Source organism: Cellulomonas massiliensis JC225 (assembly GCF_000312005.1).
Classification (GTDB): Bacteria; Actinomycetota; Actinomycetes; order Actinomycetales; family Cellulomonadaceae; genus Cellulomonas; species Cellulomonas massiliensis.
On the sequence record NZ_HE978588.1, the window covers coordinates 3,340,252 to 3,366,395 of the forward strand.

A 26,144-nucleotide genomic window follows, 5' to 3' on the forward strand; every position below is an offset into this window, starting at 1 on the left:
GGCTCACCTCACGAGACGTCGCGGCGCCGGAACACGAGCAGCGCGACCAGGGCGAGCACCGCCGCGACGACGGCGAGGTAGACGCCGCCGCGCGACATCGACAGCTCCCGCGTGGCGCTCTCGCACGACACCATCCCGCTCGCGTCGGTGGTGCAGACGTTGGGCAGCCAGTACTCGCTGCCGCCGCGCACCCACGCGTCGACGTTGGCCGCGAGCGTCCACGGGGCGAGCCCGGCCCACACCTGCCGCAGCACGACCTCGACGGCGACGAACCACCCGACGAGCGCCCCGAGGACCGCCGCCGTGTGGCGCAGCAGGAAGCCGAGCGCGACGCCGATGACGCCGCCGCCGAGGCCGAGCGCGACCATCCGTGCGCTCGACGCGAGCAGGTCCGGCCACGTGTCGTCCGTGACGGCGCCGAGCTGGTCGTGCAGCGCGTACGCCCCGTACGTGCCGCCGACGAGCACGCCCACCGTCACGAGCAGGAGCGGCAGCACGCCCAGCAGGGTGGCGAGCAGCTTGCTCGCGAACACCCGGCCGCGGCGCGGTGCGAACGTGAGCCAGTTCCCGATCGAGCCCGTCGCGAACTCCGCGCCGACGAAGCTCGCGCCGATCGCGAGCGCGCCCGCGAGCAGCACGACCGCCATGCTCTCGATCATCCCCACGCCCTCGCCGGCGAACGTCGCGACCGGACGCAGGAACCACTCGAGCCGCGGGGCCATGTCGTCGCAGCCGTAGTCCGCCTCCGGGTCGGGGTCCGCCGCCTGCGCGTCGCGGCAGTCCTGCTCCTGCTGCTCGCCGTTCTTCTCCCAGTCGTCGAGCTGCACCGCGAGGTGGGCCTGCGCCTGCTCGACCTCGGCCGGCGACGGCGGCGTCGACATCGTCCACGCGCCGACGACGCCGACGAGCGCGATCGCGACGACGCCGGCGGCGGCGAGCCACAGCAGGACCCGGGAGCGCAGCCGCGTGAGCTCCGCGTGCAGCAGCCGGGTCACGCCGCACCCCCGCCCACGCCGTCGACGACGGCCTCCGGGTGCGGGCCCGGGGACCCGCCCCCTGGCGACGAGCCGCCGACCACGCCACGGTGCGGGGCGCCGACGTGGCCCTCGGGGCCCTGGCCCGCCGTCAGCTCGAGGAAGACCGACTCGAGGCCCGCTCGCACCGGCACCAGCTCCTCGACCCACAGGTCGGAGGCGGCGAGCACGCGCGTGATCTGGGCGGGGTGCTCGGTCCCCTGGACGACGAGGTGGCGCCCGTCGGCCCGCACGGACCAGCCCTGCGCCGTGAGCAGGGACGAGGCGACCTCCTGCCGGTCGACGCGGACGCGCACCTCGAGGCCGCCGTGCGCGCCGAGCAGGTCCGCCACCCGGCCGTGGGCGACCATGCGGCCGCGGGCGATGATCGAGACGGTGTCGGCGACCTGCTCGACCTCCGCGAGGATGTGCGAGGAGACGAGCACGGTCTTGCCGCGGTCGGCCAGGCCGCGCATCGTCGCGCGGATCTCGTGGATGCCCGCGGGGTCGAGCCCGTTCGTCGGCTCGTCGAAGATGAGCAGGTCGGGGTCCTTGAGCAGCGTCGCCGCGATCGCGAGCCGCTGCTTCATGCCCAGCGAGTAGCCGCGGTAGGCGTCCCGGCCCCGGTCGGCCAGGCCGACGTCCTCGAGCACCTTGTCGACCACGCGGACGGGGGTCCCGATCGCCTGGGCCAGGAGCACGAGGTTGCGTCGGCCGGAGAAGCGCGGGAAGAACTTCGGCTGCTCGACGATCGCGCCGACGCGGTCGACGACGTCCGGCAGCCGCTGCGGGACGGGCGTCCCGAACAGGTGGGCCGTGCCCGCGTCCGCCCGCACGAGCCCGAGGAGCATGCGGATCGTCGTCGTCTTGCCCGAGCCGTTCGGCCCGAGGAAGCCGTGCACGCCGCCCGCCGGCACGTCGAGGTCGAGACCCTCGACGGCGACCATGCGGCGCCCGCGCCGCCGGTACGTCTTGCGCAGGCCGCGCGTCGAGATCGCGAGCTGCTCGTCCACCGTGACGGTCACGTCGTCCCCCTGCCGCTGCCCGCGGGTCCGCGGTCGCCGGACGCACCCGGCAGCGGCACGCTAGCGCAGGTCAGCGGGCCGGCGCGGGCACTTCGCGGGTGGTTCGGCCGGGCGCGTCGGCGCCGCGGTCACAGCCGCCAGACGCCGGCCTCCCAGGGCCGGAGCGCGACCGGGCCGGCCGCGAGCGGCGCCGTGTCGGCGTAGTTCCCGAGGACGAGGGCGGCCTCGCCGGCCACCGGCACGCCCGGGTCGACCTCCCGCGGCTCGCCGCCGACGTTCACCACGACGAGCAGCGTCCGCCCGCCCAGCGAGCGCGTGAACGCGTAGACGTGCTCGTCGTCCGGCAGCAGCATCGTGAAGTCCCCGAGCGCCACGACGGGGTCGTCGTGCCGGAGCTCGACCAGCCGGCGGTAGTGGTGGAAGACCGAGGCGGGGTCGGCGCGCTCCGCCTCCGCGGTCACCGTCCACCCCGGCGGCACCTCCAGCCACGGCGTGCCGGTGGTGAAACCCGCGTGCGCCGAGGAGTCCCACTGCACCGGGGTGCGTGCGTTGTCGCGGCTCATCGCCGCCAGCCCCGCCAGGAGCTGCTCGTCGGTCGCGGAGCCGAGCGCCCGCGCCTGCTCGACGTGCCGCAGCGACTCGATGTCGCGGTACTGGTCGAGCCGCGTGAAGTGCGCGTTCGTCATCCCGAGCTCCTCGCCCTGGTAGACGTACGGCGTGCCGCGATGCAGGTGCAGCAGCGTGGCCAGCGCCGTCGCGGACTCCCTCCGGTACCGGCCGTCGTCGCCCCAGCGCGAGACGATCCGCGGCTGGTCGTGGTTGTCCCAGTAGAGGCTGTTCCAGCCGACGTCCGCGAGCCCCGCCTGCCACCGCCCGAACGACGCCTTGAGGTCCGTGAGCCGTAGCGGGCGGGGGTCGAACTTCCCGCCCGGGCCGTGGTCCAGCCCGACGTGCTCGAACTGGAACACCATGTCGACCTCGCGGCGCGCCGGGTCGGTGAACAGCCGGGCGTCCTCGAGCGTGACGCCCGGCATCTCGCCGACCGTGAGCAGCCGGTCCGGGCGGCCCGCGAACACCTCGCGGTGCATCTCCGCCAGGAACTCGTGGATCCGGGGCCCGCACGTGTACGCGGGGCTCCCGTCGCCGTACGGCCCGTCGTGGACCATCCCGTCCGGGAGCGAGCCGTCGGGCGCGACGTCCTTCGACACCAGGTTGATGACGTCCATCCGGAAGCCGTCGACCCCCCGGTCGAGCCACCAGCGCATCATCGCGTAGACCGCCTCGCGGACCTGCGGGTTCTCCCAGTTGAGGTCCGGCTGCTTGCGGCTGAACAGGTGCAGGTAGTACTCGCCCGTCGCCTCGTCGAGCTCCCAGGCGGGGCCGGAGAAGAACGAGCCCCAGTTCGTCGGCTCGGCCCCCGGCTGCCCCGGACGCATCCCGCGGCGCGCCGGCCGCCACCAGTACCAGTCCCGCTTCGGGCTGTCCGGCGACGAGCGGGACTCGACGAACCACGGGTGCTCGTCGGAGGTGTGGTTGACGACGAGGTCCATGACGAGCCGCATGCCCCGCTCGTGCAGCGCGGCCGTCAGCGCGTCCAGGTCCTCGAGCGTGCCGAACAGCGGGTCGACGGCCTGGTAGTCGCTGATGTCGTAGCCGTTGTCGTCCATCGGCGAGGCGTACACGGGCGACAGCCACAGCACGTCGACACCGAGCGCGCTCAGGTGGTCCAACCGCTGCAGGATCCCCCGCAGGTCGCCGACGCCGTCGCCGTCGCTGTCCTGGAACGAGCGCGGGTAGACCTGGTAGACCACGGCGCGCGTCCACCACGGTGCGTCGTCGGGCGCGGACGTCGTCGGGGTGAGCGTCATGCGTCGATCCTGCCCCGCGCGGCGCGGTCCCGCCGCAGGACCCCTGCCGTCAGCCCAGCACCGCCCCGCGCGACGCCGACCCGACGAGCTTCGTGTACTTGCCGAGCACCCCCCGCGTGTACCGCGGCGGCAGCGGCGCCCAGCCGTCGCGCCGTCGCGCCAGCTCCTCGGGCTCGACCAGCAGGTCGAGCGTCGCGTTCGCGACGTCCAGCCGGATGCGGTCGCCGTCGCGGACGAACGCGATCGGGCCGGCGTCCACCGCCTCGGGCGCCACGTGGCCGACGCACAGACCGGTCGTGCCGCCGGAGAACCGGCCGTCGGTGAGCAGCAGCACGTCCTTGCCGAGGCCCGCGCCCTTGATCGCGCCGGTGATGGCGAGCATCTCGCGCATGCCCGGGCCGCCCTTGGGCCCCTCGTAGCGGATGACGACCACGTCGCCGGCGGTGATCGTGCCGTCCTCGAGCGCGTCCATCGCGGCGCGCTCGCGGTCGAACACGCGCGCCGTCCCCTCGAACACGTCCTCGTCGAAGCCCGCGCTCTTGACGACCGCCCCCTCGGGCGCGAGGGAGCCGCCGAGGATGGTGATGCCCCCGCTGCGGTGGATGGGGTTGTCGAGCGCCCGGAGGATCTTGCCGTCGGGGTCGGGCGGGTTCACGTCCGCGAGGTTCTCCGCGACCGTCCGTCCCGTGACCGTGAGGCAGTCGCCGTGCAGCAGGCCGGCGTCGAGCAGGGCCTTCATGACGACCGGCACGCCGCCGATGCGGTCGACGTCGTTCATGACGTACCGCCCGAACGGCTTGAGGTCGCCGAGGTGCGGCACCCGCGCGGCCACCCGGCGGAAGTCGTCGAGCGTGAGGTCGACCTCGGCCTCGTGGGCGATCGCGAGCAGGTGGAGCACGGCGTTCGTCGAACCGCCGAACGCCATGACGACGGCGATGGCGTTCTCGAACGCCTCCTTCGTCATGATCTGCCGGGCGGTGATCCCGCGGCGGAGCAGCTCGACCACGGCCTCCCCCGACCGGTGCGCGTACTGGTCGCGGCGCCGGTCGGCGCTGGGCGGCGCGGCCGAGCCCGGCAGGGACATGCCCATCGCCTCGGCCACCGACGCCATCGTGTTGGCGGTGTACATGCCGCCGCACGCACCCTCGCCGGGGCAGATCGCCCGCTCGATCCGGTCCACGTCCTCGCGGCTCATGAGCCCGCGAGCGCACGCCCCCACCGCCTCGAAGGCGTCGATGATCGTGACGTCCTTCTCGGTGCCGTCCGAGAGCTTGACCCAGCCGGGCATGATCGAGCCGGCGTAGAGGAACACGCTGGCCAGGTCGAGCCGCGCCGCGGCCATGAGCATGCCGGGCAGCGACTTGTCGCAGCCCGCGAGCAGCACCGAGCCGTCGAGCCGCTCCGCCTGCATGACGGTCTCGACGGAGTCGGCGATCACGTCACGGCTGACGAGCGAGAAGTGCATCCCCTCGTGGCCCATCGAGATGCCGTCCGACACCGAGATGGTGCCGAACTCCAGCGGGTACCCGCCCCCGGCGTGCACGCCGCCCTTGACGGCCTTCGCGAGGCGGTCCAGCGACAGGTTGCACGGCGTGATCTCGTTCCACGAGCTCGCGACGCCGATCTGCGGCTTCGCGAAGTCCTCGTCCCCGAGACCCACGGCCCGGAGCATGCCGCGCGCGGCGGTCGCCTCCAGCCCGTCCGTGACCTGCCGCGACCGCGGCTTGATGTCGACCTGCGGCTCCACGCTCGTCATGAGCCGAGACTAGGCACTGGCCGCCCTCACGGCACGCGTCGGCCCGGCGGTGGCGCCGCCTGCGCGCGCGCGAGCCCGCCGGTCAGCCGCGGCGCAGGCGGGAGACGTCGCGGACGGCGCCCCGGTCGGCCGACGTCGCCATCGCCGCGTACGCCTGCAGCGCCGGGGAGACGTAGCGGTCCCGGTCCCTCGGCTGCCACGGGTTCTCCGACGACTCCATCTTGGCGCGGCGCTCCGCGAGCACCTCGTCCGGCACGTTGACCCGGATGAGGCGCGTCTCGACGTCGATCTCGATCTCGTCGCCGTCCTCGACGAGGCCGATGGTGCCGCCGGCCGCCGCCTCCGGGCTCACGTGGCCCACCGAGATGCCGGACGACCCGCCCGAGAACCGCCCGTCGGTGATGAGCGCGCACACCTTGCCGAGCCCGCGGCCCTTGATGAACGACGTCGGGTAGAGCATCTCCTGCATGCCCGGGCCCCCCGCAGGCCCCTCGTAGCGCACCACGACGACATGCCCGGGCTGGACCTGCTTGGTGAGGATCTTCTCGACGGCGTCGTCCTGCGACTCGCACACCAGCGCCGTGCCCACGAAGTGGAAGACGTCCGGGTCGATGCCCGCCGTCTTGATGATCGCGCCGTCCTCGGCGAGGTTGCCGCGCAGCACCGCCAGTCCCCCCTCGACGGTGTAGGCGTGCTCGACGTCGCGGATGCAGCCGTCCGCCGCGTCGGTGTCGAGCGTCTCCCAGACGTTGGAGGTGGAGAACGCCTGCGTCGTGCGCACCCCGCCGGGGGCTGCGTGGAACAGGTCGACGGCCCGCTGGGTCGCCTTCCCGCCGCGCACGTCCCAGTCGTCGAGCCACGCGCGCAGCGTCGGGGTGTGCACGCTCGTCACGTCGTGGTGCAGCAGGCCGCCCCGGTCGAGCTCGCCCAGCAGCGCGGGGATGCCACCGGCGCGGTGGACGTCCTCCATGTGGAAGTCGGGGTGGTTCGGCGCGACCTTCGACAGGCAGGGCACGCGGCGGCTGATCTCGTCGATGTCCGCGAGCGTGAAGTCGACCTCGGCCTCCTGCGCCGCCGCGAGCACGTGCAGGACCGTGTTCGTGGACCCGCCCATCGCGACGTCGAGCGCCATCGCGTTCGCGAACGCCGAGCGGGTCGCGATGCCGCGCGGGGCGGCCGTGTCGTCCTCGTCCTCGTAGTAGCGGCGCGTGAGCTCGACGATCGTGCGGCCCGCCTCGAGGAACAGCTCCCGCCGCGCGGCGTGGGTCGCCAGGGTGGAGCCGTTGCCCGGCAGCGAGAGGCCGAGCGCCTCGGTCAGGCAGTTCATCGAGTTGGCGGTGAACATGCCCGAGCACGACCCGCACGTGGGGCACGCGTTCTCCTCGACGCGGCCCAGCGCGTCGTCGGAGACGTTGTCGTCGGCCGAGTAGTTGATGGCGTTGATGAGGTTGAGCGCGGTCTTCGCGACCCCGTCCGCGACGACCGCCTTGCCGGCCTCCATCGGCCCGCCGGAGACGAAGACCACGGGGATGTTGAGCCGCAGCGCCGCGTTGAGCATGCCGGGCGTGATCTTGTCGCAGTTCGAGATGCAGACGAGCGCGTCCGCGCAGTGCGCGTTGACCATGTACTCGACCGAGTCGGCGATGAGGTCGCGGCTCGGCAGGGAGTAGAGCATCCCGCCGTGGCCCATCGCGATGCCGTCGTCGACGGCGATGGTGTTGAACTCCTTCGCGACGCCGCCGGCCTCCCGGATGGCGCCGGCGACGAGGTCGCCCATGTCCTTGAGGTGCACGTGACCCGGGACGAACTGCGTGTACGAGTTCGCGATCGCGATGATCGGCTTGCCGAAGTCCTCCGAGCCCATGCCGGTCGCGCGCCACAGCGCGCGGGCACCGGCCATGTTGCGGCCGTGGGTGGACGTACGAGAGCGCAGCGGACGGCTCATCGCGGTGGTGCTCCTTCGGGCGCGGGCGCCGGGGGTGACGCCGCCTCACCGTACGTCGCGACGAGGGCGGACGCGGACGGCGTCCGCCCTGTGACCCGACCCCGGCGGTCAGGGCCCCGCGACCGGGCGATCAGTGCGCCGCCGCGCGCTCCTGCTCCGACTCCGCGCCCTCGCGGATGTGCCGCGTGACCCACGGCGCGACCGCGAACATGCCGCCCGCGACGACGAGCGCGACGACGCCGATCCCGCCGAAGTAGGCGGCGGTCGAGACGCCCTCGGTCGCCTGCACCAGCTGAGCCGTGATCGCGTTGCCGGCGGAGGTCGCGAGGAACCACAGCGCCATGGCCTGACCGCGGAAGGCGCGCGGGGCGAGCAGTGTGGTCGCCGCGAGACCGACGGGCGAGAGGCAGAGCTCGCCGAGGGTCTGGATGAGGTAGACGACGACGAGCACCCACCACGGCGACTTGCCGTCGCCCGCCGCCGCGTCCATCACGGCGAGGAACACGAACGACAGCGCCGCCAGCGTCAGCCCGATGGCGAACTTCACGGCCGTGGGCGGCCGGTCGTCGAGGCGCACCCAGAGCCACGCGAACACCGGGGCCAGCACGATGATGAACGCGGGGTTGAGAGACGCGTAGAGCTCGGGCGAGAGCGTCACCGAGCCCACGGTCAGGTCGGTGGAGTCCTTCGCGTACGACGCGAGCGTGCTCGCCGCCTGCTCGAAGATCATCCAGAACAGCATCGCCGCGAGGAACAGCGGCACGTACGCGCGCAGCCGCGAGCGCTCGCGCGAGGTGACCTTCGGGGAGCGGAACATCACCCAGAAGGTCGCGACCGGCGCGGCGAGCGCGATGTACGACAGCGCGTCGACCACGGTCGTCGTGGAGAGCCCGCCCTGCACCAGCCACGCGACCGCGAACGCGACGAGCGCGCCGAGGACGACGACGACGAAGAGCCGGACCACCGGGACGCGGTCCTCGCGGGTGAGCGGGTTGGGCGGCACCTCGCCCGCTCCCCCGAGCAGCCGGCGGCCGAGGACGAAGAAGACCAGGGCGATCGCCATGCCCACCGCCGCGACCGCGAAGCCGGCGTGGTACCCGCCCCACGCCCGCGCCGCGCCGACGAGGAACGGCGCCGAGAGCGAGCCGATGTTGATGCCCATGTAGAAGATCGAGAAGGCCGAGTCGCGCCGCGGGTCGTCGCGCCCGTACAGCTCTCCGACGAGGGACGAGACGTTCGGCTTGAGCAGGCCCGTGCCCAGCGCGACGAGCACGATGCCGAGGTAGGACCAGCCCGGCGCCGGGACCGCGAGCGCGACGTGGCCCGCCGCGATGACGACGCCTCCGTACAGCACGGAGCGGCGCCCGCCGATGACGCGGTCCGCGAGCCAGCCGCCGAGCACCGACAGCAGGTACACCGACGCCCCGTACGCCGCGACGAGCGCCTCGCCGGCCGACCGCTCGATCCCGAGCCCGCCGTTCGCCACCGTGTCGGTGACGTAGTACAGGAGGATCGCCCGCATGCCATAGTAGCTGAACCGCTCCCACAGCTCGGTGCCGAAGAGCGTGAACAGCCCGAGCGGGTGGCCGAAGAACGCGCGGTCCCGGGGGACGGTGCGTGCGGTCGGCTCCGACGTGCTCACGCCGGCGGCGGCGTCTGCGGATCCGCTCATGCGGCCATCGTGTCCGCCTCGCGCCCGTCCCACCAGCCCTCTCGCCGCTCCGGCCGGAGCATCCGGACGAGTAGCCCGAAATCAGGACGTACGTCCCTGCTCCGACGGGTGCGGTCTGAGGACGCTGGAAGCAGGACGGTCCGTCCGTCCAGGGGAACTCAACGACGAGACCATCCGAGAGAAGGCGACCGCCATGACCGCAGTCCAGAACCGTCCGGACGCCCCCGCCCTGCCCGTCGAGACCGACGTCGTCACCACCTCGAGCGCCCGCGCGGCGCTCGCCGTGACGCGGCTCGCGACCGGGTTCATCTTCTTGTGGGCGTTCCTCGACAAGACGTTCGGCCTCGGCTACTCGACGCCGAGCGAGCGCGCGTGGATCAACGGAGGGACCCCGAGCCAGGGCTTCCTCACGAGCGAGGGCGTCATCGGCCCGTTCGCGGACTTCTTCCACGGCATCGCCAGCCCGCTGACCGACTGGCTGTTCATGCTCGGCATGCTCGGGATCGGCGCCGCCGTGATGCTCGGCGTCGGCCTCCGGGTCGCCGCGTGGGCGGGCTCGATCATGATGGGGCTCATGTGGCTCGCCGAGTGGCCGCTGGAGCAGGGCTCGACCAACCCGCTCGTCGACTACCACGTGATCTACGCGCTCGCGCTCGTCGTCTGCGCCCTGACGCTCGCGGGCGACACGTGGGGTCTCGGACGCCGGTGGGCCGCCCTCCCGATGGTCCGCCAGCAGCGCTGGCTGCGCTGACGCGACGTCCACCGGGCACGGTCGTCCCGCCCCACCTAGCGTGGCGGCGTGACGACCGTCCTGTGGTTCCGGCGTGACCTGCGGCTGTCCGACCATCCCGCCCTCGTGGCCGCGGTCGACGAGGCCCGCGCGGCCGGCGGCGAGGTGGTCGCGCTCTTCGTCGTGGACCCCGCGCTGTGGCGTGGGTCGGGCACACCGCGGCTGGCGTACCTGGCGCGGTCGCTGCGGGCCCTCGACGAGGCGCTCGGCGGGCGCCTCGTGGTGCGGCGGGGCGACCCGCGGTCGGTGGTCCCGCGCGTCGCGCAGGAGGCGGAGGCGTCCGCGGTCCACGTCACCGCCGCCACCGAGCCGTACGGGCGGCGGCGCGACGCCGAGGTCGCCGACGCCCTGGGCCGAGCGGGGCGTCCGCTGGTCGGCACCGGCTCCCCGTACGCCGTGGCGCCCGGGCGCCTGCGCACGCGGGGCGGCACCCCGTTCCAGGTGTTCACGCCGTTCCGCTCGGCGTGGCTGGACCACGGCTGGCACACCCCGGCCCCCCGGCCGCGCTCCGTGCCGTGGGCGTCGCTGCCCTCGGACGGCCCGCCCGAGGAGCCGTCCACCGACGTGCGGCTGCCGCCCGCGGGCGAGGCGGCGGCCCGCCACCGCTGGTCGGAGTTCCTCGCGGACGACCTCGCCCGGTACCGCACGGAGCGCGACCGGCCGGACCTCGACACCACCTCGTCCGTGTCGGTCCACCTCAAGTACGGAGAGCTGCACCCACGCACCCTGCTCGCGGACCTCGCCGCCGCGCCGAGCGGCGACTCGGTCGCGACCTACCGCTCGGAGCTCGCGTGGCGGGAGTTCCACGCCGACGTGCTCTGGCACCACCCCGACGCGACCCGCCGGTCCCTGCGCACGGTCGTCGGCGAGGACGCGTGGGTGGACGGCGCGGCGGAGCAGCAGGCGCTGGACACGTGGGCCGCCGGCCGCACCGGGTACCCGCTGGTCGACGCCGGCATGCGGCAGCTGCGCGCCGTCGGCTGGATGCACAACCGGGTCCGGATGGTCGTCGCGTCGTTCCTCGTCAAGGACCTGCACGTGCGCTGGCAGCGCGGCGCGGACCACTTCATGGCGTGGCTCGTCGACGGGGACGTGCCGCAGAACCAGCTGAACTGGCAGTGGGTCGCGGGCACGGGGCGGGACGCGTCGCCGTACTTCCGGGTCTTCAACCCGGTCTCGCAGGGAGAGCGCTTCGACCCCGACGGCACGTACGTCCGGCGCTGGGTGCCCGAGCTGCGCGGCATCCCCGGAGCGGCGGTGCACCGCCCGTGGGAGCTGCTGGACGCCCCCGACGACTACCCCGCCCCCGTCGTCGACCACGCGGCCGAGCGCCGCGCGACCCTCGAGGCGTTCGAGGCCCACCGCCGGGCCTGACCGACCCCAGCGGGCCTGACCGGCCCGAGCGGGTCAGCCGATCTGCCGCGCCCGGTACTCGTCCTCGAGCAGCCCCATGTCGATGGCGTCGCACCACCGCTCGCCGTCGCGATAGGCGTCGCGCCGGCGGCCCTCGAGCCGGAAGCCGAGGTTCTCGTAGATGGAGATCGCGCGCGTGTTGACCGCGAGCACGTCGAGGCCGACGCGGTGCAGGCCGAGCCCGTCGAACGCGAGCCCGAGCACCAGCTCGATCGCCTCGGTGCCGTACCCGCGCCCCCGGTACGCCGGCCGCATCGCGAGCCGCATCTGCGCCGAGCCGACGGCCTCGTCGATGTCCTGCAGCACGATCTCGCCGAGGTACTCGTCCGCGGGGTCCATCGTCACCGCCAGGTCGATCCGCCCCGGGGCGTCGGCGACCGCGGCGCACCACGCGTCGACCTCGGCCCGCGTGAACTCGTGCGTCGTCCCCGTGAGCCGCCTGCCCTCCGGGTCGGTGACGAGGTCCCAGACCCCGTCCGCGTCCTGCGGTCCGATCGGGCGCAGGACGAGCATCTCGCCCAGCAGCGTCGGCTTCTCCATGCGCCCTCCCGTCGGGCGGCCACGTGGGCCAAGGACCGGTCAGCCCATCGTCGGCAACCGCTCCGTGGCGGGTCAAGCGTCGGTCACGGCGAGTCGGTCACACCCGACGCGCCGTGACCGCACGGCTCAGCCGGCCTGCACCCGCTCCAGCACGATCTCCCGCACGCGCCCCGCGTCCGCCTGGCCGCGGGTCGCCTTCATCACGGCGCCGATGATCGCGCCGACCGGCCCCAGGTTGCCCGAGCGGATCTTCTCGGCGACGTCCGGCTGCGCCGCGAGGGCGTCGTCCACCGCCGCGAACAGCGCGCCGTCGTCGGAGACCACCTCGAGCCCCCGGGCCGCGACGACGGCCTCGGGGTCACCCTCGCCCGCCAGCACGCCCTCGAGCACCTGGCGCGCGAGCTTGTCGTTGAGCCGGCCGGAGTCGACGAGCCCCTGGAGCGACGCGATCTGCGCCGGGGTGATCGGCAGCTCGGCCAGCTCGACGTCGCGCTCCTTCGCGGTGCGCGCGAGCTCGCCCATCCACCACTTGCGGCTGGCGGCCGGCGTGGCGCCCGCCGCGGTCGTCGCCTCGATGAGCTCGACGGCGCCCGCGTTGACGACGTCGCGCATCTCCAGGTCGGAGTAGCCCCAGTCCTGCTGCAGCCGCCGGCGGCGGGCGACCGGCAGCTCCGGCAGCGCCGCCCGGAGCTCCTCGACCCACGCGCGGTCCGGCACGATCGGGACGAGGTCGGGCTCCGGGAAGTAGCGGTAGTCCTCGGCGTCGGACTTGATGCGGCCCGACGTGGTGACGCCCGTGTCCTCGTGCCAGTGGCGCGTCTCCTGCACCACGGTGCCGCCTGCGTCGAGCACCGCGGCCTGGCGGCTGATCTCGTAGCGCACCGCCCGCTCGACGGAGCGGAACGAGTTGACGTTCTTCGTCTCGGTGCGGGTGCCGAGCGGCGCGTCCGGCGACGGGCGCAGGCTGACGTTGACGTCGGCCCGCACGTTGCCGCGCTCCATCCGGGCCTCGGAGACGCCGAGCGCCCGGAAGATGTCACGCAGCGTCTGGACGTAGGCCCGCGCGACCTCCGGGGCACGGGCGCCCGCCCCGAGGATCGGGCGGGTGACGATCTCGACGAGCGGGATGCCGGCCCGGTTGTAGTCGACCAGCGAGTACTCCGCGCCGTGGATGCGGCCCGTCGAGCCGCCGACGTGCGTGTTCTTGCCGGCGTCCTCCTCCATGTGGGCGCGCTCGATGTCGACGCGGAACGGCGTGCCGTCCTCGAGCTCGATGTCGATGCCGCCGTCGAAGGCGATCGGCTCGTCGTACTGGGACGTCTGGAAGTTCTTCGGGACGTCCGGGTAGAAGTAGTTCTTGCGCGCGAACCGGCAGCTCTCGGCGATCGAGCAGCCGAGCGCGAGGCCGATCTTCACCGCGTACTCGACCGCCGTGCCGTTGACCGCGGGCAGCGCGCCCGGCAGGCCGAGGGAGACGGGCGTGACCTCGGTGTTCGGCTCCGCGCCGAACGTCACCGAGGCGCCGTCGAACATCTTCGTCGCCGTGCCGAGCTCGACGTGCACCTCGATCCCGATCACCGGGTCGTACCGGCGCACCGCCTCGTCGTAGTCGACCAGGTCCACCGTCGTCGTGCTCACTTCGCGACCTCCAGCTCGGGCGCGCGCGACAGCAGCGGCCCCTCCCACGACTGCTCCAGCAGCGCCTCCAGCGCGGCGCCGACCCGGTAGAGCCGGTCGTCGGCCTTGGCGGGCGCCAGCACCTGGAAACCGGCCGGCAGCCCGTCGTCCGACAGGCCGGACGGCACGGACAGGCCGGGCACCCCCGCGAGGTTCGCCGGGATCGTGGCGACGTCGTTGAGGTACATGGCCAGCGGGTCGTCCAGCTTCTCGCCGAGCCGGAACGCGGTGGTGGGCGCGGTCGGCGAGACCAGCACGTCGGCCCGGGCGAACGCGGCGTCGAAGTCGCGCTGGATGAGCGTGCGGACCTTCTGCGCGCTGCCGTAGTAGGCGTCGTAGTAGCCCGCCGAGAGCGCGTACGTGCCGAGGATGATCCGGCGCTTGACCTCGTCGCCGAAGCCCTGGCCGCGGGTGGCCGCCATGACCCGCTCGGCCGTCGCGGGGCCCTCCGCCGGCTCGACGCGCAGGCCGAACCGCATGCCGTCGAACTTCGCGAGGTTGCTCGACGCCTCCGCCGGGAGGATCAGGTAGTAGGCCGCGAGCGCGTAGGTGAAGTGCGGGCACGTCACCTCGACGATCTCCGCACCGGCCGAGCGCAGCAGGTCGAGGGACTCCTCGAACCGCGCGAGCACGCCGGGCTGGTAGCCCTCGCCCTGCAGCTCGCGGATCACGCCGACGCGCACGCCGCGCAGGTCCCCGGTCGCGCCCTGGCGCGCCGCCGCGACGAGCGCCGGCACGGGCTCCGGGATGGACGTCGAGTCGCGCGGGTCGTGCCCGCCGATCAGCTCGTGCAGCAGCGCGCTGTCGAGCACCGTGCGCGTCACGGGGCCGGCCTGGTCGAGGCTGCTCGCGAGCGCGATGAGCCCGTACCGGGAGACCGAGCCGTACGTCGGCTTCACGCCGACCGTGCCGGTGACGGCGGCCGGCTGACGGATCGAGCCGCCGGTGTCGGTGCCGATCGCGAGCGGGGCCTCGTACGCGGCGACGGCCGCGGCGCTGCCGCCGCCGGACCCGCCGGGGATGCGCTCGAGGTCCCACGGGTTGTGCGTGTTCCCGTAGGCGGAGTGCTCCGTCGAGGAGCCCATCGCGAACTCGTCCATGTTGGTCTTGCCGAGGATCGGCAGGCCCGCGGCCTTGATCCGCTCGACGAGCGTCGCGTCGTAGGGCGGCACCCAGCCCTCGAGGATCCGCGAGCCCGCCGTCGTCGGCAGGCCCTGCGTGACGACGACGTCCTTGACGGCGATCGGCACGCCCGCGAGCGCGTGCAGCTGCTCCCCCGCGGCCCGCCGGCGGTCGACGTCCGCCGCCGTGGCGAGCGCCTCCTCGCCGCTGACGTGGAGGAACGCGTGCACCTGGCCGTCGACGGCGGCGATCCGGTCGAGGTGCGCCTGCGTCGCCTCGACGCTGGTCACCTCGCCGCTCGCGAGGCGGTCGGCGAGGTCGGCCGCGGTCAGCCGCGTGAGGTCGCTCATGCCTCCTCCCCCAGGATCTGGGGCACGAGGAAGCGCCCGCCCTCCGCCGCCGGCGCCGAGGCGAGCACGGCGTCGCGGTCGACCGGCGCGACCGGCACGTCCGGGCGGAACACGTTCGTCAGCGGCAGGGGGTGGCTGGTGGCCGGCACGTCGGGGGTGGCGATCTCGCTCACGCGCGCGACCGACTCGACGATGACGTCCAGCTCGCCCGCGAGGCGGTCGAGCTCGGCGTCGGTCAGGTCGATCCGGGCCAGCCCCGCCACGCGCGCGACCTCGTCGCGGGAGAGGGAGGACATGGCCGAGAGTCTAGACGTGCGCCCGCCCGCCCGGCCGCCGGCCGTCGCTACGGTGACCCCCGTGACCGGACGGTACGAGCGCCTGGACCCCGCCGCCGTGCGCGGCACCGTCGACCGGCTGCACGCGCGCATCACCGCGCGCTTCCCGGACCGCAACCTGCGGCACGTCGCGGCCGAGCTCGCCGGGCTCGTGCGCGAGGTCGCGGAGGGCGAGGCCCGCACCCGGCGACAGGAGCACCTCGCGCGCGTCGTCTCGCTGGTCGCCGTCGTCCTCGTCGTCGTGACGACCGTCGTGGCGCTCACCGTCGCCGTCCGCGACGCCGTCGGCGCCGCGTCCTCGCTGCGCGCGTTCGAGTGGCTGCCGCTGCTGGAGAGCGCGATCAACGACGCCGTCTTCGCCGGCATCGCCGTGTGGTTCCTGGTCGCGGTGCCCGACCGTCTGCGCCGCGCCGCGACGCTGCGGCGCCTGCACCGGCTGCGCTCGCTCGCGCACGTCGTCGACATGCACCAGCTCACGAAGGACCCGGAGCGGCTGCGGCCGTCCTTCCGCCCGACCGACCGCAGCGTCGAGGTCGACCTCGACGCGGACGGCCTGGCCGCCTACCTCGACTACTGCACGGAGCTGCTCAGCCTCGTCGCGAAGACCGCGGCGCTGTGCGCCGAGGACAACACCGACCCGGTCGTCCTCGACACGGTGAGCACCGTGGAGAACGTCACCGGCGGCATGTCGACGAAGATCTGGCAGAAGATCGCGACGCTCGACCTGCCGCCCGTCAGCCCACCCGCGCCGTCGCCGTCGCGACGAGCGTGAGGAGCGCCTCGGCGTACGCGTCGGCGGCCGTGTCGGCGCTGAAGGACTGCTCGGGACGGCCGAGGAGCTCGACGACGACCTGGTAGCGGCCGTCCGTCGAGCGGGCCAGGCTGCGGAACGTCCGCCCGAGCAGCTCGCGCATCTGGTCCTCGCGCGGGAGCCACAGCGCGTCGCCCAGCGCGACGGAGTCCAGCGCCCACTCCGTCGTGCCGTTGAAGCCCAGGACGGTGCCCGTGTCGTACGCGTGCGCCTCGATCGTCATCTCGCTGATCGTGAAGACCTCGCCCGCCAGCGCGTCCTGGAGCACGACGAAGCGGTCGCCCGAGGCGGGGTGCCAGCGCAGCCCGGCGTCGCGCAGCCTGCGAGCGAGCTCCACCTGCACGAGCGGTGCGTGCGCCGTCATCGTCGACCCTTCATCGCGCCATTATCGGCCTGGGACCGCACGGCCGCGCCCCGGCCCGCCCGACCCCGCGCCGGGCCCGGGACGCGGGGCCGCACCGCTCTCCACACATCCTCCACGCACGTGTCACCCGGTCGGGCTACCTCCGCTCGCGCCGTCGTGGTTACGGTTCCACGGAGCGGCGACCGCCGCGCTGCCGGCGTCCGGGCGGGGACCCGCCCACGCCGGGCGGCACTGGTACGAGCAAGGAGGCCACGTGCCCCACCGTCGCACGTCCCCCGTCCTGGCCCTGAGCGGCCTGCTGCTGACGACCGGCCTCGTCGGCGTGAGCGGCGCCACGACCGCCGTCGCGGCAGACGGGCCGACGACCACCGTGACCGGTGTCGTGCGGCTCGAAGGGCAGCCGGTCGCGGGGGCTCCCGTGTCGGTCGTCGAGCGCCTCGACCGCCAGTACGACAACGTCATGGGCTACTGGGAGCCGGTGCGCCGCGGCGACACGGTCGTGTCGGGCGTCACCGACGCCAACGGTCGGTACGAGCTCGAGGTCGCGGCCGACGCACAGCCGTCGCCGCTCCGCGACCGCGTGGTGACGGTGGACCGGCTCGGCACGGTGTCCCGCTACGTGCCCACGTTCGGGGGCGGCGGCACGCGGCTGCCCGACGCCACGGCCGTCGACCAGACGATCGCCGCGAACGCGATCGACGTCGACCTCGTCGACGCCGCGATCCTCAAGGGCTACGTCAAGGACGCCGCCGGTCGGCCGATCGACGACCAGCGCGTCTGCGTCAGGAGTGGGCGTGTCACCGCGCTCGACGTCCTCCAGCTGTCCTGCGCGACGACCAACGCCCGTGGCTGGTACGTCATCGGAGGGGTCGTCCCCGGGCCGGTGACCGTGGAGGCCTACACCGCGAGGCACCAGCACCTCTCGACGAGCACCAGCGCCGCCGCCGGCACGTCGACCAAGGCGTCCACCCTCCAGGAGCGCGCGGTCGCGCCGACCGGTCGGCTCGTCGGCGTCGTCCGCGGCGACCGCCCGTATGCCGTCGCCATCGAGTCGTCCCGCGGGACGACGACCTACGAGAGCGTCAGCTCGACGGGCCGGTTCGACGCGACCCTGCCCGTCGGGACGTACCGGGTCGGGTACGGCGGCAACTCGCGCACCGGGTGGGTCAAGGTCACCGACGGCGGCCGGACCTCGCTCGGCGTGCTCGACACCCCCTCCCCGGGCGTCACCGTCACCATCCCCGTCACCTTCGACGGCAAGGCGAACCCGAAGGGGCACTGGCTCCTGGTCACCGGCCACGGCGAGGACCACGCCGTCCGGAAGGACGTGGAGTTCGACGGCGGCAGTGTCGTGCTGCCGCACGTCGGCCCGGGGAAGTACCGCCTCACGTTCGACGACACGGAGGTCGACGACCCCGACGACGTGGTCGACAACACCGACCCCAAGTCGGTGATCGTCACGGTCCCGCGCGGCGTGACCACGTACCGGGCGCCGGCCGTCGCGCTCACGAGGACGACATGGGTGACGCTCAGCGGGACCGTCACGTCGGGCGGTGACCCGGTCGAGGACTTCGGCTGGTCCGACGCGGAGGGCGTCTTCTCGAGCCGGGTCAAGGTGGCCGGCACGAAGAGCCTGAAGCTCCAGGACCCCTGGGGCTACTACGCACCGGTCGTCCTGCCGGTCAACGGCAACCAGAGCGGCATCGTCGTGCAGCCGCAGCCGTACGCCCAGCCCTGACGTACCGCGCGGACGACGAGAGCGGTCGGTGCCCGTGCACCGGCCGCTCTCCTCGTCTCCCCGTCCCGACCCGGGACGAACAACCCGCGCCCGCGGCCGCGAGCCGTCGCATGCTCGGGACGTGCGCCAGACGCCCGTGTACTACTACTCGTCCGCCAGCGGGCTCGTGCGCGCCTTCGCGGAGCGGCTGGGGCGGCCGGCCTTCAACCTCGCCGAGCGGGAGCACCGCCGGAGCGAGGTCGACGGGCCGTGGGTGCTCCTGACGCCGTCCTACAAGACCGGCAACGAGGCGAACGACACGATCCCCGAGGCCGTGCGGCGCTTCCTGCGCTCGGCAGCCAACCGCCGCCGGCTCGTCGGCGTCATGGGCTCGGGCAACCGGAACTTCGGCCGGTACTACCAGCACGCGGCACGCGAGATCGCCGCACGCTCGGGCCGGCCCGTCCTGTTCGAGTTCGAGCTCTCCGGCACCCCGTGGGACGTGCAGGAGTGCCGCCGCATCCTGGCCGAGCTCGACGACGCGCTGGCGCGGCGGCCGCGCTGAGGCGCTCAGGCCGCGACGCGCGCCTGCCGGCGGGCCGAGGCCCGCAGTCCCCACCACACCCCGCCGCCCACCGTGACGGCGAGCCCGACCCCGCCCAGCGCGAGCGCCGCGAACGTCGCGCCCACGGTGGTGAACACCCCGGCGACGAACGGCGCGACGTCCTCGTCCGGCACCACCAGGAACCGCGCTCCGTCGACGTCGGTGCCCGGCACGGCCAGCGTGTACGCCCCGGCACCGGCCGCCTGGAAGGCCACCACGGTGCGGGCGTGCACCCCGCCCATGGTCGTCGAGAGCGAGACGCCGGGCGCGTCGTCCGCGACGAACGTCGTGCCGTCCGGCGCGATGACCTTCACCTCGCCGTCGAACGTCGCCTCGACGTCGTCGTCCACCGCGAGCACGACGACGTACCGCGCGCCCGCGTCGAGCGACGCCGTGGCCGTCCCCGGGGCCGTGCCCGACGCGACGACGGCCGGGCCCGGCGTGCCGTCGGCGCGCAGCACGTCGGTGGGCAGCAGCGCGACGAAGCCGCGCACGACGAGCACCGCGGCGACGGCGGCAGCGACCAGCAGCAGCGCGCCGAACGCCGTCAGCGTCACCGGGCCCGCGAGCGACGTCGGGCGAGGGCGCCCGACGGTGCCCGGGAGCGAGCCGTACGGCAGGGCGGCGCTGGGGCCGTGGCCCGCCGCCTCGGTCCCGGACGGCCCGCCCCCGGACGGCACGCTCACGACTCGGCGTGCCCGTTCGAGCCACGGGCGCCGGCGATGCCGCTCGCGGCGCCCTGCAGCACTGACGCGATGTCGATGCCGGTGAGCGAGCGGACGACCTCCTGCCCCTCCCCGAGCACCTGGCCGACCGTCTTGGTCACGGCGGACGCGCCGTCGGTCGACACGACGGTCAGCTGCTTGATCGCGGCGATCGGGTCGGAGGCGGCCCGGACGATCTCCGGCAGCACGGCGATGACCTGCTGCGCGAGGATCGCCTCGCCCTGCTCACGCAGCGCCTCGGCCTGCGCCTTCGTCGCCTCGGCGGCGGCCAGGCCCTCGGCGCGCGCCGCGGCCGCGCGCGCCAGACCGAGCGCCTCGACGGCCTGCGCCTCGGCCAGCTGGCGGTCCCGCTCGGCGTTGCCGGCGCGGATGGTCGCCTGCGCGGCGGCGTCGGCGTCCTGCACCGCCGCGACCTTGTTCGCCTCGGCGATGCGCGTCCGCTTGAACGCGTCGGCCTCGGTCGAGGCGTTCGCCGCATCACGCGACGCCGTGGCCGCCTGGACCGCCGCGTACGCGGCCGCCTCGGCCGGCTTGCGGACGTCGATGTCGAGCTGCTCCTCCGTGACCTTGGCCTTCTCGGCGAGGGCCTCGCGCTCCTGCGTCGCGACGAGCCGGTCCTGCTCGGCGCGCGCCAGCTGGCCCGCGGCCTCCGCCTCGGCGTTCGCGCGGTCCGTCTCCGCCTTGATCGACGCCTGCTTGAGCGCGAGGTCGCGCTGACGCTCGGCGATCGCCTCCATCGCCTGGATCTTCGCGAACTCCGAGACCTGCTGCGCCTCGGCCTCCTTGACCTCGGCGACCTGGCGGGCGCGCGCGGCCTCGGCGCGGCCGAGGTTCTGCAGGTAGTCCGACCCGGGGGTCGAGATGTCGGAGATGTTGAGCAGGTCGACCTGCAGGCCCTGCTCGGCCAGGTCCGTCTTCGTCGACGCGACGACGGCGTCCTGCAGCGACTTCCGGTCGCTGATGATCTGCTCGATCGTCATGTCGCCGATGATCGAGCGCAGCGAGCCCTCCAGGGACTCCTTGATCACGTCGGTGAGCGTCGCCTGCTGCGACAGGAAGCGCTGGGCCGCGCGCCGCACGCCCTCCTCGTCGCCGCGGACCTTGAAGTTGATGGACGCCTTGATGGCGAGCTTGATGCGGTTCTTGTCGACACCCTCGACGGTGATGCCGATCTGCCGCTGCTCGAGCGAGATCGGGAAGCCCTGCTGCAGCACGGGCCAGACGAAGACGCGTCCGCCGACCACGACGCGCTGGCCGCCGTCGCCGGCGTTCTTCCCGGCGCCCCGGCCGACGATGACGAGCGCCTCGTTGGGCGGCACGCGGCGGATGCGCTTGGTGACGAGGCCGAGCACCGCGAAGAACGCGATGACGAGGGCCAGCACCGCCAGGACGGCGGTGCCGTTCGTGATCAGGTCGTCGAACATGGTGTCCGGGCGCGCCCGGCGTCCTTCCTCTCGGGGGTGCGGCGTCGTCGCCGCGGGGTCTGCGGGCCGGTCAGGCGCGGGTGACGTGCACGCGGGAGCCGGACACGGCGACGACGACCACGCGGGTCCCGGCCGGGATCGGCTCGTCCGCCCACGCGAGCCGGCTCTCCAGGTCGCGTACGCCCTCGAGCCGGACCTCGCCGCCCTCGGGGCCCGTCGTCGCCGTGAGCACGCCGAACGCGCCCTCCAGCGGCGGCGGCGCGGGGTCCTCGGAGGCCGCCAGGCGGTTGATGACGAGCTGCGCGACGCCGCCGGCGAGCAGCGCGAAAGCGACCGCGATGACGTACGCCCACACCACGGCCAGGTCGGCCGACAGCGCGAGCACGCCCGACGCGCCGAAGACGACCGCGCCGATCCCCACCGCCATCCCGGAGATCCCGCCGTCGCCGATCTCCAGGGACTCGAAGATCTCGCCCACGACGAGGGAGAGCACGAGCAGCACGAGACCGATGCCACCGATGACGAGGAAGACCGTCACGACCGTCCTTTCGTGGGCGCCCCCGGGGCGCGCGGGCGCCCAGTATGTCGCAGTGCCGCCCGGCCCCGGGCGACCTCCGTCACCTCTGCCTGCACGTTCACCCGGACGAGCCGCTGCCCGACGCCGCGTCCGGCTCCCCCGGGCGGGCCTGCCGCTCCGAGGGTCCGTTCCGCTAGGTTGCCGCCTGGCCGCACGCGCCGACGGCGTGCGCAGGGACCGAGGGGACGTCGATGCTGCGCTACGTGCCGCTGCTGCTCGAGCTGGGGCTGCTCGTCTACTGCCTCATCGACTGCGTCCAGGCCGACCCCGACCGGGTGCGCAACCTCCCGAAGGTCGTGTGGGTCTTCCTCATCGTCCTGGTGCCCATCGTCGGCGGGATCGCGTGGCTCGTCGCGGGTCGGCCCGAGCGCGCGCCGTCGCGGGCGGTGCCGTGGCCCTCCACGCAGACCGCCGGCTTCCCCGAGTACGAGCGCCCCCGCCGGTCCGGCGCGCCCGACGACGACCCCGAGTTCCTCGCCTCGATGCGCCGCTCCGACGACACGCACGAGCGGATGCTGCGCGACTGGGAGGACGACCTGCGCCGGCGCGAGGACCGGCTGCGCGAGAGCCCGCCGGACGACGAACGCAGCGGCGAGCGCCAGGGCGGCTGACCCGCTGACCGGGTGACCCGGACGCCGGGGCGCGTCGGTCGTGGGAGCCCGCAGGTACCGTCGTCCCATGCCGACCCAGCACCGTCGCCGGAGCCTCGCGCTCGCGGCCCTCGCCGCCGCCCTCGTCGCCCCGCTCGCCACGGCCCCGGCGCACGCCGTGCCCGCCGGCACCGTCTCGGGCACCGTCGAGCTCGACGGAGCGCCCTTCGCCGACCACGTCGTGCTGCTGTACGACCGGACGAACGCCGACCTCGTGCGGCGCGCCTCGACGGACGAGTCGGGCCGCTACTCCTTCACGGTTCCGGTGGGGACGACCTACTCGGTCGCCGTCCAGGAGACGACGTGGACCCTGCGGACCTACGCGGGCGACGGGACGCGCGCGAGCGACCGCCTGTGGCGCACGATGGACGAGGAGGCGCAGACGCTCGACGTCTCCGTCGCCGAGGCCGGCGTCGTCAAGGGGTACGTCCGCGACCGGCGGGGAGCGCCCGTCGCCGGCGTCCAGGTCGCGGCCCAGGGCGTCGGGCGAGGGCTCGGACCGCAGCCTCGCGGCACGACGAACGCGAACGGCTTCTACGTCCTGCCCGGCCTGCGGCCCGGTGCGACGGAGGTCGTGCCCCAGATCGTGCAGGAGGTGGTCTTCCCGGTGCCGGCGGCCCGCGTCACGGTCGCGGCCGGGGAGTCGGCCAAGGCTCCGACCCTCACGCTCCCCGACCTGGGCGTCGTCGCGGGCAAGTTCCGGACCTCGTTCCACTCCCCCGTCGTGCTCGAGTCGGCGTCCGGCCAGCGCCTCGCGGTGCGGCCCTCCCAGACCGGGCACTTCGAGGTCCACGTGCCCGTCGGCTCCTACCGGCTCGCCGTCGGCAACGGCGTGCGGACCCCGGCCGTGACCGTCGTCCGCGACGGCCGCACGTCGATGGGCGTCATCCCGCAGTCGGGGGCCGCGAACGGCCCGACCACGGTGATCGGCCGGGTGACGTCGCCCTCGGGCCCGGTCGCCGACGTCGCGGTCCTCGCCAGCGACGCCTACGGCGTCCCCACCGCGCGCGCCCGCACCGGTGCCGACGGCCGCTTCTCGCTGACCGGGCTGCGTCCCGGACGGTTCCGCCTGACCTACACGCCCGCCGGCACGACCGCCACCTCGCTGGGCACGCTCGGCCCGGAGGCCGGCCTCGTCACGGTGCCGTCGGGCTCCAGTCGCGTCTCCGCCGGGACGGTCGAACTGCCCCGCACGGTGGTCGTGCGCGGCAGCGTCACCGGTCCTGACGGCCCGGCCGCCCGCGTCTCGGTCCGCGCACCGCACGCCGTCGTCACGACGTCCGAGACGGGCGCGTACGAGCTCCGCGTGGCCGGCGCCACGACGATCACGTTCGCCGACCTGGACGACGAGCTCCTGACCCGACGCATCGCGGTGACGGGCACGGCCGACCGGACGCTCGACGTCACGCTGACCCGTTGAGCCGCCGGCGCGGCGTTCAGCGGGCGCTGAACGCCGCGTCGAACGCCGCGGCCGGCGGGTCGAACGCGTTGCGCCGGACAAACTCCAGGGCCTCCGGCGCGCCGACCAGCCGGTCCATCCCGGCGTCCTCCCACTCGACCGAGATGGGCCCGTCGTACCCGATCGTGTTGAGCGCGCGGAACGAGGCCTCCCACGGCACGTCGCCGCGCCCGGTCGAGACGAAGTCCCACCCGCGACGCAGGTCCGCCCACGGCAGGTGCGAGCCCAGCCGCCCGTTGCGGCCGTTGCCGATGCGGACCTTCACGTCCTTGCAGTCGACGTGGTAGATCCGCTCGCGGAACTCGAGGATGAAGTCGACCGGGTCGAGCTGCTGCCAGATGAAGTGGCTCGGGTCCCAGTTGAGCCCGAACGCCTCGCGGTGCCCGATGGCCTCGAGGGTGCGCACGGTCGTCCACCAGTCGTACGCGATCTCGCTCGGGTGGACCTCGTGCGCGAACCGCACGCCGACCTCGTCGAAGACGTCGAGGATCGGGTTCCAGCGGTCCGCGAAGTCCTGGTAGCCCGCGTCGATCGCCTCGGCCGAGACCGGCGGGAACATCGCCACGTACTTCCAGATCGACGAGCCCGTGAAGCCGACGACCGTCTTCACGCCGAGCTTCGCGGCCAGCCGGGCGGTGTTCTTCATCTCCTCGGCGGCGCGCTGCCGCACGCCCTCGGGGTCGCCGTCGCCCCAGACGACGTCCGGGAGGATGTCGCGGTGCCGCTGGTCGATCGGGTCGTCGCAGACGGCCTGGCCCTTGAGGTGGTTCGAGATCGCCCACACCTGCAGCCCGTACCGGTCGAGCACGTCGCGCCGGCTCTGCACATAGGCCTCGTCGTCCCAGCGCCACGGGTCCAGGTGGTCGCCCCAGCAGGCGATCTCGAGGCCGTCGTAGCCCCACTCGGACGCGAGCCGGGCGACCTCCTCGAACGGCAGGTCGGCCCACTGACCGGTGAACAGGGTGACGGGGCGGGTCATCGTGCGGCCTCCTCGGGCGTCGGCGTGCTGGTCCCGGCCGCTGCCGGGGTGGAGGTGGTGACGGGGGTCCACCGGGACTCGTCGGCGGCGGACCGCTCGACCGCGTCCAGGACGCGCTGCACCTGCAGCCCGTCCGCGAACGTGGGCGTCGGGTGCTCCCCCGCCGCGAGGCCGCGGACGAGGTCGACCGCCTGGTGCGTGAACGCGTGCTCGTACCCGAGCCCATGGCCCGCGGGCCACCACGCGGCGACGTACGCGTGCTCCGGCTCCGTGACGACGATGCGGCGGAACCCGGCCGTCACGGCGGGCTCGGAGGCGTCGAAGAAGTGCAGGACGTTCATGTCCTCGAAGTCGAACGCGAGCGACCCCGCGGAGCCGTTGATCTCCAGGCGGATGGCGTTCTTGCGGCCGTAGGCGAACCGCGTCGCCTCGAAGGACGCCAGCCCGCCGCCGGACATCCGGCCGAGGAACACGGCGGCGTCGTCGACGGTCACGGGACCCGTGGCCCCCGACGTCGAGCCGGAGCCCGACAGCCCCGTGAACGCCTCGGCGACGGGACGCTCGCGGACGAACGTCTCGAGCACGGCCGAGACGCCCGTCACCGCCTCGCCGGTGATGAACTGCGCGAGGTCGACGACGTGCGCGCCGATGTCGCCGAGCGCGCCGGAGCCGGCCTTCGTCCGGTCCAGCCGCCACGACAGCGGCGTCGAGGGGTCGGCGATCCAGTCCTGCAGGTACTGCGCACGCACGTGCCGCACCTGGCCGATGCGCCCCTCGACGACGAGCCGGCGGGCGAGCTGGATGGCGGGCACCCGGCGGTACGTGAACCCGACCATCGCGACCTGGTCCGGCGCGGCCGCGGCGGCGGCGACCATGGCCTCCGCCTCCGCGACGGAGTTGGCCAGCGGCTTCTCGCACAGCACGTGCTTGCCGGCCCGCAGCGCGGTGATCGCGATGTCGGCGTGCGTGTCGCCGGGGGTGCACACGTCGACGAGGTCGACGTCGTCGCGTGCGACGAGCGCCTTCCAGTCCGTCTCGGCGTCGCGCCAGCCGAGGCGGGCGGCGGCAGCGGCGACCTTGCCCGCGTCGCGGCCGGCGACGACGGCCATGTCGACGTCGAGAGGCAGGTCGAAGAATCGGGGCGCGTTGCGCCAGGCCTGGGAGTGCGCGACGCCCATGAAGGCGTAGCCCACCATCCCGACGCCGAGGCGGGGCCGTGCGGTCCCGTCGGGCGTCTCGGGTCGTGTCTCGGTCACGGGTCCTCCTCGGGCCCACCGGCCGGCGCAGGGCCGGCCCGGCCGGGGCGGCGGGAGGCCGCCCCGGCCCGG

At 74.1% G+C, this 26,144-nt stretch carries 23 protein-coding genes; 7 read left to right on the forward strand and 16 right to left on the reverse strand.

From position 1 onward, the window contains the following. Positions 1 to 8: 8 nt before the first annotated feature. The 6 genes from HGCM_RS15895 to HGCM_RS15920 all read right to left on the reverse strand — a co-directional run bounded on the left by HGCM_RS15895 (position 9) and on the right by HGCM_RS15920 (position 9,279). On the reverse strand, positions 9 to 995 hold the full coding sequence (locus HGCM_RS15895; protein WP_019137806.1) for an ABC transporter permease subunit: 987 nt from the start codon (positions 993 to 995) through the stop codon (positions 9 to 11). Continuing rightward, positions 992 to 2,038 carry an ABC transporter ATP-binding protein gene (locus tag HGCM_RS15900; protein ID WP_019137807.1) on the reverse strand — a complete coding sequence of 349 codons (1,047 nt, stop codon included), beginning with the start codon at positions 2,036 to 2,038 and terminating at the stop codon, positions 992 to 994. Before HGCM_RS15900 ends, HGCM_RS15895 begins: the two co-directional genes overlap by 4 nt. A 128-nt stretch (positions 2,039 to 2,166) precedes the next feature. Next, positions 2,167 to 3,906 (reverse strand): glycoside hydrolase family 13 protein, encoded by a 1,740-nt coding sequence (locus HGCM_RS15905; protein WP_019137808.1) that lies wholly within the window; start codon positions 3,904 to 3,906, stop codon positions 2,167 to 2,169. A 49-nt stretch (positions 3,907 to 3,955) separates the two neighbouring features. After that, positions 3,956 to 5,662 (reverse strand): dihydroxy-acid dehydratase, encoded by a 1,707-nt coding sequence (gene ilvD, locus HGCM_RS15910; protein ID WP_026075536.1) that lies wholly within the window; start codon positions 5,660 to 5,662, stop codon positions 3,956 to 3,958. Between the two features lie 82 nt (positions 5,663 to 5,744). Beyond that, positions 5,745 to 7,607: a dihydroxy-acid dehydratase gene (ilvD, locus tag HGCM_RS15915; RefSeq protein WP_026075537.1), complete on the reverse strand. Its 1,863-nt coding sequence runs from the start codon at positions 7,605 to 7,607 to the stop codon at positions 5,745 to 5,747. 130 nt (positions 7,608 to 7,737) lie between these two features. Next, positions 7,738 to 9,279 (reverse strand): peptide MFS transporter, encoded by a 1,542-nt coding sequence (locus HGCM_RS15920; RefSeq protein ID WP_019137811.1) that lies wholly within the window; start codon positions 9,277 to 9,279, stop codon positions 7,738 to 7,740. A gap of 193 nt (positions 9,280 to 9,472) precedes the next feature. Here HGCM_RS15920 and HGCM_RS15925 point away from each other — a divergent pair, with 193 nt between their 5' ends. Then, the gene (locus tag HGCM_RS15925) at positions 9,473 to 10,030 is read left to right on the forward strand and encodes a hypothetical protein (RefSeq protein WP_019137812.1); all 558 of its coding nucleotides are present in this window, start codon (positions 9,473 to 9,475) and stop codon (positions 10,028 to 10,030) included. A gap of 48 nt (positions 10,031 to 10,078) precedes the next feature. Further along, positions 10,079 to 11,443, forward strand: coding sequence for a cryptochrome/photolyase family protein (locus HGCM_RS15930; protein WP_019137813.1), 1,365 nt, complete (start codon positions 10,079 to 10,081; stop codon positions 11,441 to 11,443). 33 nt (positions 11,444 to 11,476) lie between these two features. Here the strand turns inward: HGCM_RS15930 and HGCM_RS15935 are convergent, their stop codons facing one another. The 4 genes from HGCM_RS15935 to gatC form a co-directional block, all read right to left on the reverse strand. Beyond that, complete coding sequence (locus HGCM_RS15935) at positions 11,477 to 12,022, reverse strand: GNAT family N-acetyltransferase (protein ID WP_019137814.1); 546 nt, start codon at positions 12,020 to 12,022, stop codon at positions 11,477 to 11,479. Between the two features lie 126 nt (positions 12,023 to 12,148). Beyond that, complete coding sequence (gene gatB / locus HGCM_RS15940; protein ID WP_019137815.1) at positions 12,149 to 13,660, reverse strand: Asp-tRNA(Asn)/Glu-tRNA(Gln) amidotransferase subunit GatB; 1,512 nt, start codon at positions 13,658 to 13,660, stop codon at positions 12,149 to 12,151. Then, the gene (gene gatA, locus HGCM_RS15945) at positions 13,657 to 15,171 is read right to left on the reverse strand and encodes an Asp-tRNA(Asn)/Glu-tRNA(Gln) amidotransferase subunit GatA (RefSeq protein ID WP_019137816.1); all 1,515 of its coding nucleotides are present in this window, start codon (positions 15,169 to 15,171) and stop codon (positions 13,657 to 13,659) included. Before gatA ends, gatB begins: the two co-directional genes overlap by 4 nt. Beyond that, complete coding sequence (gatC, locus tag HGCM_RS15950; RefSeq protein WP_019137817.1) at positions 15,168 to 15,467, reverse strand: Asp-tRNA(Asn)/Glu-tRNA(Gln) amidotransferase subunit GatC; 300 nt, start codon at positions 15,465 to 15,467, stop codon at positions 15,168 to 15,170. The genes gatA and gatC overlap by 4 nt, the downstream gene beginning before the upstream one ends. A gap of 61 nt (positions 15,468 to 15,528) precedes the next feature. On the opposite strand from gatC, the gene HGCM_RS18590 reads away from it, so the two are divergent. Then, the gene (locus tag HGCM_RS18590) at positions 15,529 to 16,278 is read left to right on the forward strand and encodes a hypothetical protein (protein WP_019137818.1); all 750 of its coding nucleotides are present in this window, start codon (positions 15,529 to 15,531) and stop codon (positions 16,276 to 16,278) included. On the opposite strand, the gene HGCM_RS15960 is transcribed toward HGCM_RS18590, so the two are convergent. Beyond that, entirely contained in the window at positions 16,241 to 16,681 is a 441-nt protein-coding gene (locus HGCM_RS15960; protein WP_019137819.1) for a hypothetical protein, read from the reverse strand. The genes HGCM_RS18590 and HGCM_RS15960 overlap by 38 nt on opposite strands. Positions 16,682 to 16,934: 253 nt before the next feature. Here HGCM_RS15960 and HGCM_RS15965 point away from each other — a divergent pair, with 253 nt between their 5' ends. Further along, positions 16,935 to 18,419: a hypothetical protein gene (locus HGCM_RS15965; RefSeq protein ID WP_019137820.1), complete on the forward strand. Its 1,485-nt coding sequence runs from the start codon at positions 16,935 to 16,937 to the stop codon at positions 18,417 to 18,419. Between the two features lie 121 nt (positions 18,420 to 18,540). Next, positions 18,541 to 18,963 carry a class Ib ribonucleoside-diphosphate reductase assembly flavoprotein NrdI gene (nrdI, locus tag HGCM_RS15970; protein ID WP_019137821.1) on the forward strand — a complete coding sequence of 141 codons (423 nt, stop codon included), beginning with the start codon at positions 18,541 to 18,543 and terminating at the stop codon, positions 18,961 to 18,963. A gap of 5 nt (positions 18,964 to 18,968) precedes the next feature. Here nrdI and HGCM_RS15975 read toward each other — a convergent pair whose 3' ends face one another. The 3 genes from HGCM_RS15975 to HGCM_RS15985 form a co-directional block, all read right to left on the reverse strand. Next, a complete protein-coding gene (locus tag HGCM_RS15975) occupies positions 18,969 to 19,688 on the reverse strand; it encodes a hypothetical protein (RefSeq protein WP_019137822.1) in 720 nt (239 codons plus the stop codon). Further along, complete coding sequence (locus HGCM_RS15980; protein ID WP_019137823.1) at positions 19,685 to 21,151, reverse strand: SPFH domain-containing protein; 1,467 nt, start codon at positions 21,149 to 21,151, stop codon at positions 19,685 to 19,687. The genes HGCM_RS15975 and HGCM_RS15980 overlap by 4 nt, the downstream gene beginning before the upstream one ends. A gap of 70 nt (positions 21,152 to 21,221) precedes the next feature. After that, positions 21,222 to 21,689, reverse strand: a complete 468-nt coding sequence (locus HGCM_RS15985) for an NfeD family protein (protein WP_019137824.1) — start codon at positions 21,687 to 21,689, stop codon at positions 21,222 to 21,224. A 230-nt stretch (positions 21,690 to 21,919) separates the two neighbouring features. On the opposite strand from HGCM_RS15985, the gene HGCM_RS15990 reads away from it, so the two are divergent. Continuing rightward, positions 21,920 to 22,339: a PLD nuclease N-terminal domain-containing protein gene (locus HGCM_RS15990; RefSeq protein WP_019137825.1), complete on the forward strand. Its 420-nt coding sequence runs from the start codon at positions 21,920 to 21,922 to the stop codon at positions 22,337 to 22,339. A gap of 67 nt (positions 22,340 to 22,406) precedes the next feature. After that, positions 22,407 to 23,798 (forward strand): carboxypeptidase-like regulatory domain-containing protein, encoded by a 1,392-nt coding sequence (locus HGCM_RS15995; RefSeq protein ID WP_019137826.1) that lies wholly within the window; start codon positions 22,407 to 22,409, stop codon positions 23,796 to 23,798. Positions 23,799 to 23,814: 16 nt separating this feature from the next. On the opposite strand, the gene HGCM_RS16000 is transcribed toward HGCM_RS15995, so the two are convergent. Continuing rightward, positions 23,815 to 24,816 (reverse strand): sugar phosphate isomerase/epimerase family protein, encoded by a 1,002-nt coding sequence (locus tag HGCM_RS16000; protein WP_026075538.1) that lies wholly within the window; start codon positions 24,814 to 24,816, stop codon positions 23,815 to 23,817. Next, positions 24,813 to 26,012: a Gfo/Idh/MocA family protein gene (locus HGCM_RS16005; protein ID WP_081596477.1), complete on the reverse strand. Its 1,200-nt coding sequence runs from the start codon at positions 26,010 to 26,012 to the stop codon at positions 24,813 to 24,815. The genes HGCM_RS16000 and HGCM_RS16005 overlap by 4 nt, the downstream gene beginning before the upstream one ends. Positions 26,013 to 26,144 lie beyond the last annotated feature (132 nt).

Bases quoted from the DNA above. Each gene is read 5' to 3' on its own strand.
- HGCM_RS15905 (WP_019137808.1), bottom strand. From the start codon at position 3,906: ATGACGCTCACCCCGACGACGTCCGCGCCCGACGACGCACCGTGGTGG.
- ilvD (WP_026075536.1), bottom strand. From the start codon at position 5,662: ATGACGAGCGTGGAGCCGCAGGTCGACATCAAGCCGCGGTCGCGGCAG.
- ilvD (WP_026075537.1), bottom strand. From the start codon at position 7,607: ATGAGCCGTCCGCTGCGCTCTCGTACGTCCACCCACGGCCGCAACATG.
- HGCM_RS15920 (WP_019137811.1), bottom strand. From the start codon at position 9,279: ATGAGCGGATCCGCAGACGCCGCCGCCGGCGTGAGCACGTCGGAGCCG.
- HGCM_RS15925 (WP_019137812.1), top strand. From the start codon at position 9,473: ATGACCGCAGTCCAGAACCGTCCGGACGCCCCCGCCCTGCCCGTCGAG.
- HGCM_RS15935 (WP_019137814.1), bottom strand. From the start codon at position 12,022: ATGGAGAAGCCGACGCTGCTGGGCGAGATGCTCGTCCTGCGCCCGATC.
- gatA (WP_019137816.1), bottom strand. From the start codon at position 15,171: ATGAGCGACCTCACGCGGCTGACCGCGGCCGACCTCGCCGACCGCCTC.
- gatC (WP_019137817.1), bottom strand. From the start codon at position 15,467: ATGTCCTCCCTCTCCCGCGACGAGGTCGCGCGCGTGGCGGGGCTGGCC.
- HGCM_RS15960 (WP_019137819.1), bottom strand. From the start codon at position 16,681: ATGACGGCGCACGCACCGCTCGTGCAGGTGGAGCTCGCTCGCAGGCTG.
- HGCM_RS15980 (WP_019137823.1), bottom strand. From the start codon at position 21,151: ATGTTCGACGACCTGATCACGAACGGCACCGCCGTCCTGGCGGTGCTG.
- HGCM_RS15990 (WP_019137825.1), top strand. From the start codon at position 21,920: ATGCTGCGCTACGTGCCGCTGCTGCTCGAGCTGGGGCTGCTCGTCTAC.
- HGCM_RS15995 (WP_019137826.1), top strand. From the start codon at position 22,407: ATGCCGACCCAGCACCGTCGCCGGAGCCTCGCGCTCGCGGCCCTCGCC.
- HGCM_RS16000 (WP_026075538.1), bottom strand. From the start codon at position 24,816: ATGACCCGCCCCGTCACCCTGTTCACCGGTCAGTGGGCCGACCTGCCG.
- HGCM_RS16005 (WP_081596477.1), bottom strand. From the start codon at position 26,012: ATGGTGGGCTACGCCTTCATGGGCGTCGCGCACTCCCAGGCCTGGCGC.